The organism is Dyella sp. 01N36 (assembly GCF_056399745.1).
In genome coordinates, this window is record NZ_JBFTRY010000198.1 from 1 (window position 1) to 6,053 (window position 6,053).

Here is a 6,053-nt window from a genome sequence, read left to right on the forward strand (position 1 = left end):
GTCTCGAGGATGTAGTCAGTCTGTTCGTCGCTGAGGCCGAAGCGCGCCATCAGCACGGGCTTGGGCTCGTCCTCGGTGCGGACGATGCGGATCACTTCGTCCAGGTTGAGGTAGGCGATGCGCAAACCTTCCAACAGGTGCAGGCGACGCTCCACCTTGGCCAGGCGATGGTTGAGGCGGCGGGTCACCGTATCGGTGCGGAAATGCAGCCACTCGCTGAGGATCCGCTTGAGATCCTTCACCTGCGGACGGCCGTCCAGGCCGATCATGTTGAGGTTGATGCGGAAGCTCTTCTCCATGTCCGTGGTGGCGAACAGGTGCTGCATCACCTCGGCGGCGTCGATGCGGTTGGAGCGCGGCACCACCACCAGGCGGATCGGGTTCTCATGATCGGATTCGTCGCGCAGGTCTTCGACCATCGGCAGCTTCTTCGCGCGCATCTGCGCGGCGATCTGCTCGAGGATCTTGGACGGGCTCACCTGATGCGGCAGCGCGGTGATGACGATGTTGCCCTCGTCCATGTGGTACACGGCGCGGGCGCGTACCGAGCCGACACCGTTCTGGTACATCGCCAGCAGCTCGTTGCGCGGCGTGATGATTTCCGCTTCGGTCGGATAGTCCGGACCCTGGATGTGTTCGCACAGGTCGGCGACGGTGGCGTCCGGGTCATCCAGCAGGCGGATGCATGCGCTGACCACTTCGCGCAGGTTGTGCGGCGGAATATCGGTGGCCATGCCCACGGCGATGCCCATCGATCCGTTGAGCAGCACATGCGGCACGCGCGAGGGCAGCCAGCTGGGTTCTTCCAGCGTGCCGTCGAAGTTGGGCACCCAGTCCACCGTGCCCTGGCCGAGTTCGCCCAGCAGGGCCTCGGCGATCGGGCTCAAGCGCGACTCGGTGTAGCGCATCGCGGCGAAGCTTTTCGGATCGTCCGGCGAGCCGAAGTTGCCCTGACCGTCCACCAGCGGGTAGCGGTACGAGAACGGCTGCGCCATCAGCACCATCGCCTCGTAGCACGAGGTGTCGCCGTGCGGATGGAACTTGCCGATCACGTCGCCGATGGTGCGGGCCGACTTCTTGGGCTTGGAGGAGGCGGCCAGGCCGAGCTCGCTCATGGCATAGACGATGCGGCGCTGCACCGGCTTGAGGCCGTCGCCCACGAAGGGCAGGGCGCGGTCCAGCACCACGTACATGGAATAGTCGAGGTAAGCCCGCTCGGCGTATTCCTTGAGCGGGATCTGTTCGAAATTGGCTTGCAAATTCATGGGTTTGCGTCGTTGGGCTGCGCGCAGAGGGCGCGCTTAACCGGACGATGGTGCCAGAAAGGGGGACCGGCCGGCGAGGGGTGATGGCGCCAGCCCTGTGGGAGCGCACCCTGTGCGCGACAGGCGGCGGAGCGGTGAAGCCGGGCGGTTGGGGCGCGAAAGCCGACCATTGAGGATGGGTGGGGCGTGGCAGTCGCGCACAGGGTGCGCTCCCACAGGAGAGGCGGTCTGGGCCTGCTTTTAGTTCTGGATACGGGTGGTCTTCACACCCAGCTTGCGCAACTGCTCCTGCAAGCTGTCAGGCCCTGCCAGGTGGCCGGCACCCACGGCCACAAAACTCACCCCCGGCTGCTGCATGCGCTCGGCAATGGTCTTGGCCCAGGCCTGGTTACGCTCGACGATCAGCGTCTGGTAGAGCGTCGGGCTGTCCTTGCGCAGGTCTTCGTCCTCGATCCTGGCGATGGCGGCGGTGTCGCCATTGCGCCAGGCATCGATCAGCTCGTGCAGCTTGCCCGGGCCGTCGGCTACGTCCTTGAAGGACTGGCGCAGGAATTCCAGCTGCATCGCCTCGGGCAGGTCGGCCAGCATGCGGATCTGCTTTTCCGCCGTTTCCAGCCCATCGACGGGTTTGCCGGCCTGCTGCATGCGCGCCTTGAGCAGCTTGTCCACGCCCTGGTTCGCGTCGAGCCCGGCCTGCATCAGCGGCGCCATCGTGAGCGTAAGCGCCGCCAGCCAGGGGCGCATGGGCTGTAGCGCGGCGATCCCACCGGGCAGCTTCGCCACCTCGGCGGCCTTCTCGAGTTCGCCCCGATCCTTCTGGTCGAGCTTGCTGGACAGCGGCTCGCTCAGGTCGACGCCGTGCTGCATCAGCAGGGCCTGCATGGAGGCCGAATCGTCGTCGACGATCTCGATGCTCAGGCGCTGGCTCTCGTCCAATGCCTTGTCCAAGGCGGGCGACTGCCAGTTGGTGTCCGAGGGCAGCAGGTGCACCGTGCCGAACAGGTAGACGGTGGCGCGCTCGTTCTTGGCCATCCAAAGGCCGGGCTGGGCCACCGCGACCGTGACGAGCAACAGGTTGAGGGCCAGGGCGGCCGCGTATCGACGAAACAGTTTCAAGGGGAAATCCCGAATCAGGAGCGGACCACGTGTCGTAGCGGGCCATGACCATCCGGCCCGCTGATATGCGCACTATCGTGCTCGAAGTGGCTTGCTGCAAGCATTCTCAGCGCGGCACACGGTATCCGCCAGGCACGCCGTGCGGGCTGAGGGTGAGCTGCCACAGCTGGTCGCGGCGGCTGCGGAACACGGCGGCCGAGACGGACAGGTAGAAGCGCCACATGCGGCGGAAGCGATCGTCGTAGTTGGCGGCCAGCTGCGGCCACGCCGCATCGAAGTTGGCCCGCCACGCCGACAACGTGAGGTCGTAGTCGGTGCCGAAGTTGTGCCAGTCCTCCACCACGAACAGATTCTGCAGCGCCTCGGTCACCTGGCTGGCGGCGGGGATCATCGAGTTGGGGAAGATGTATTTCTCGATCCACGGGTCCGGCCGGCTGGGCGAACCGTTGCTGCCGATGGAATGCAGCACGAACAGGCCGTCGTCGTGCAGGCAGCGTCGCGCGATCTCGAAATAGGTGCGGTAGTTGAGCGCGCCCACGTGYTCAAACATGCCGATCGAAAAGACCGCGTCGAACGGTTCGTTGATCTCGCGATAATCCTGCAGGCGGATATCGATCGGCAGGCCTTTGCACAGCTCACGCGCGTATGCCGCCTGTTCCTTGGAAACGGTGACGCCCACGCCCTGTACGCCGTAGCGTTCCGCCGCATATTTCAGCGCCTCGCCCCAGCCGCAGCCGATGTCCAGCACGCGCTGCCCGGGTTGCAGGCGCAGCTTGCGGCAGATCAGGTCGAGCTTGGCTTCCTGCGCATCATCGAGATTGTTCGCCTGCGCCCAGTAGCCGCACGAATACACCAGTCGCTTGCCGAGCATGGCCTGGAACAAATCGTTGCCCAGGTCGTAATGCACGCGGCCAATATCGAACGCATGGTCGCCGCGCTGCAGGTTGACGAAACGCGCCTTGAGATGCGCGAGCAGCGTGTCCAGCGACTTCAGCTCGGTGTCCAGCTGCGCGCCGAGTACCCGGGTGAACAGGCCGGGCAGGTCTTCGCTGTCCCACCAGCCGTCCATATAGCTTTCGCCAAGGCCCAGCGATCCGTGCGAAAACACGCGTGCGTAGAGCCGTTCGTCGTGCACCCGCATGTCGGTAGGGCGCGAACCATCGAGAAGAATGCCGGCGTGTTCGAGCAACCTGGCGGCGCGAACCTTCAATGAATCCTGACTCATGCGGTCCTCGTATGCCATGGTGACGAGAAGGGCAGGATGGCGCMGCCTGATCAGCGGGAGTGCGGCGTCCTGCCTAGTATCCCAAAGCTTGCAGGAGCAATTGCAAAGACTGCGTCGACRCCGCTTTCGCGAACCGTTTGCAGCAGCGCCTGCGATTGCGCCTCGCTGAGCAGGAATTCCACTTTGATGGCGAGATCGTCGGTCAGTTCGAAGAACTGTTCTTCGCGCAACACGCCGTGCCTGCCGAAGCCGCAGATGGCGCGAAACGCCGAACCGCCGCCGACGCCGTGGCTGCGGGCGTGCTCGAGCAACCACTCATAGACCAGTTTGCCGTCGTGGCGCGCCCGCGTGTGGGTATAAAAACTGAGCTGGACGCCTTGTTGTGTCGTTTCCATGGGGCCTCCTAGCGCAATACAGCGCGGGTGATGGCGATACCTGCCACGGTCAGTGCGATCGAGCCGACCAGGTGCAGGGCCAGATGGCCACCGAACCAGAGGTATTGCTCACGCAGCAGCAGGGTGGTCGATTCGGCCGAGAAGGTGGAAAACGTGGTCAGTCCACCCAGGAAGCCGGTGGCGACGAACAGGCGAAGTTCGGGCGGCAGGGTCTGGAAGTGATCGAACACGCCCAGCACCACACCCATCAGCAGGCCGCCGACCAGGTTGGCGGCCAGGGTGCCGAGCGGCACGGTGGGGAACAGCGGGTTGAACATGACGCCGAGCATCCAGCGCAGCCAGCAACCCAGCACGCCTCCCACGCCGACGGCGAGAAAACCGGTAAAGCCCACGTTGTCGTCTCCTTCTGAAGAACTTCGGAAGGACTCCCCGGAAACAGGCACGCGCCTGCGCCCCGGAAAATCCGGCGGTGCAGGCATCATCAACCCGAAGGTGGTTCGCCGCGGCACATGGCCTGGGCGGGAGGCATGCCATCTCCCTGTGCCATTTATCCTAGCCCATGATCCCTCGAACGTCATGGCTCAGCCGCGCAGAGGGCACCGCTATACTCATCGCTCCTCGCCAGCATGCCACGCCCATGACCCCCATCCCGCGCCCTGTCCGGCGCAGCCTGCCGTTGCTGCTGGCGGGCTTGTCGATGATCGGCCCGTTTTCGATCGACGCCGTCTTCCCGGCGTTTCCGCTGATCGGCGCGCGCTTTGGCGTGGACAGCACCGGCTTGCAGCAGATGATCAGCATGTACCTGATCACCTATGCCGTGATGAGCCTGTTTCATGGCGCGATCTCCGATGCGATCGGGCGCAAGCCGGTGATCGTCGTCGGCATGCTGGTGTATGCGCTGGCCTCCGCGGGCGCTGCGGTGTCGACCTCCTACGTGATGCTGCTTAGCTGTCGTGCGCTGCAGGGCGCGTGTGCCGGTGCCGGCCTGGTGGTGGGCCGCGCGATCGTGCGCGACAGCCTGGAAGGGCCGGCGGCGCAGCAGATGATGTCGCGCGTGATGATGATCTTCAGCATCGCCCCGGTGATCGCGCCGATCGTGGGCGCGCAGTTGCTGTTCCTCAACGGCTGGCACGGCATCTTCTGGGTGCTGATGGGATTCACCCTGGTGTTGGCGGCGGCTTTGGCGCTGTTTCTCGATGAAACTCATCCCGTCGCGGCGCGCATGCCGTTTCGCGCGGGCACGCTGGTGCGTGGCTACATCAATTTCGGCAAAGACCGGCCGTTCTGGCCGCTGCTGATTTCCTGTTCGGTGAATTTTGCCGGTTTGTTTTTGTACATATCCTCGGCGCCGCACATCATTCGCGACCTGCTGCATCTGTCCGCGCAGGGTTTCCCGTGGCTGTTCCTGCCGACGGTGGCGGGCCTGATGGCCGGCGCATGGATGTCAGGACGCCTCGCCCATCGCCGCAGCGCGGCGTATACGGTCAACCTCGGCTACGGCTCGATGTTGCTCGCGTGCGCGCTGCATCTGTTGATTGCGCTGGTCACCACCGAGCCGGTATTGCCCTGGTCGATGCTGCCGCTGGTCTTGCATGGCATCGGCGTGCAGCTGGCGTTTCCCACGCTCACGCTGTTATTGCTGGACCGCTTTCCGCATCGACGTGGCGGCGCTTCATCGGTGCAGGCGTTCGGCAGCCTGCTGATGTGCGCGGTGGTCGCCGGCGTGCTGTCGCCGCTGCTATCGGGCCATATGGTGTATCTGGCGCTGGGTGCCAGCGCGCTGACCGTTACCGGCTGGCTTGCCTGGCGCTGGTACCGGCATCTGACCAGTCAGCCGCACGTGCCGCATACCAGCGCAGCCGAGGTCGAGGTGGAGATGCAGACGGAAATCACCGAGCCGCGATAACCGGCGGGAGACGCGGCGCGGGCCCGAGCCCGCGCCTGCCTGCTCAATGTTCGTTGACCTGCAGCTTTTCCAGCAGCAAATTGAGCTTGCCCTTCATCGCATCTTCGGGGCGCGGGCCGTCTACGCCGTAGAACGCGGTGTACAGC

The 6,053-nt window shown here is 64.8% G+C and carries 6 protein-coding genes and 1 riboswitch; of the genes, 1 reads left to right on the forward strand and 5 read right to left on the reverse strand.

Going from position 1 to position 6,053, the window contains the following annotated elements; all coding sequences use genetic code 11:
• The 5 genes from parC to crcB form a co-directional block, all read right to left on the reverse strand.
• Nucleotides 1-1,265 (reverse strand): DNA topoisomerase IV subunit A (gene parC, locus AC1DMG_RS18845; RefSeq protein WP_477180894.1); only part of this gene is annotated, 1,265 nt, incomplete at its 3' end.
• A gap of 240 nt (nucleotides 1,266-1,505) precedes the next feature.
• Nucleotides 1,506-2,381 carry a TraB/GumN family protein gene (locus tag AC1DMG_RS18850; RefSeq protein ID WP_477176316.1) on the reverse strand — a complete coding sequence of 292 codons (876 nt, stop codon included), beginning with the start codon at nucleotides 2,379-2,381 and terminating at the stop codon, nucleotides 1,506-1,508.
• A 106-nt stretch (nucleotides 2,382-2,487) separates the two neighbouring features.
• Nucleotides 2,488-3,606: a cyclopropane fatty acyl phospholipid synthase gene (cfa, locus tag AC1DMG_RS18855; protein ID WP_477176317.1), complete on the reverse strand. Its 1,119-nt coding sequence runs from the start codon at nucleotides 3,604-3,606 to the stop codon at nucleotides 2,488-2,490.
• Nucleotides 3,607-3,656: 50 nt separating this feature from the next.
• Nucleotides 3,657-4,001 carry a DUF190 domain-containing protein gene (locus AC1DMG_RS18860; RefSeq protein ID WP_441605082.1) on the reverse strand — a complete coding sequence of 115 codons (345 nt, stop codon included), beginning with the start codon at nucleotides 3,999-4,001 and terminating at the stop codon, nucleotides 3,657-3,659.
• An 8-nt stretch (nucleotides 4,002-4,009) separates the two neighbouring features.
• Nucleotides 4,010-4,393: a fluoride efflux transporter CrcB gene (crcB, locus tag AC1DMG_RS18865; protein ID WP_441605083.1), complete on the reverse strand. Its 384-nt coding sequence runs from the start codon at nucleotides 4,391-4,393 to the stop codon at nucleotides 4,010-4,012.
• Nucleotides 4,394-4,466: 73 nt separating this feature from the next.
• Nucleotides 4,467-4,548: riboswitch (Fluoride riboswitch) on the reverse strand.
• A 90-nt stretch (nucleotides 4,549-4,638) separates the two neighbouring features.
• Between crcB and AC1DMG_RS18870 the strand changes: the two genes are divergently transcribed.
• Nucleotides 4,639-5,907, forward strand: coding sequence for a multidrug effflux MFS transporter (locus tag AC1DMG_RS18870; protein WP_477176318.1), 1,269 nt, complete (start codon nucleotides 4,639-4,641; stop codon nucleotides 5,905-5,907).
• Nucleotides 5,908-6,053 lie beyond the last annotated feature (146 nt).

Bases quoted from the DNA above. Each gene is read 5' to 3' on its own strand.
- AC1DMG_RS18870 (WP_477176318.1), top strand. From the start codon at position 4,639: ATGACCCCCATCCCGCGCCCTGTCCGGCGCAGCCTGCCGTTGCTGCTG.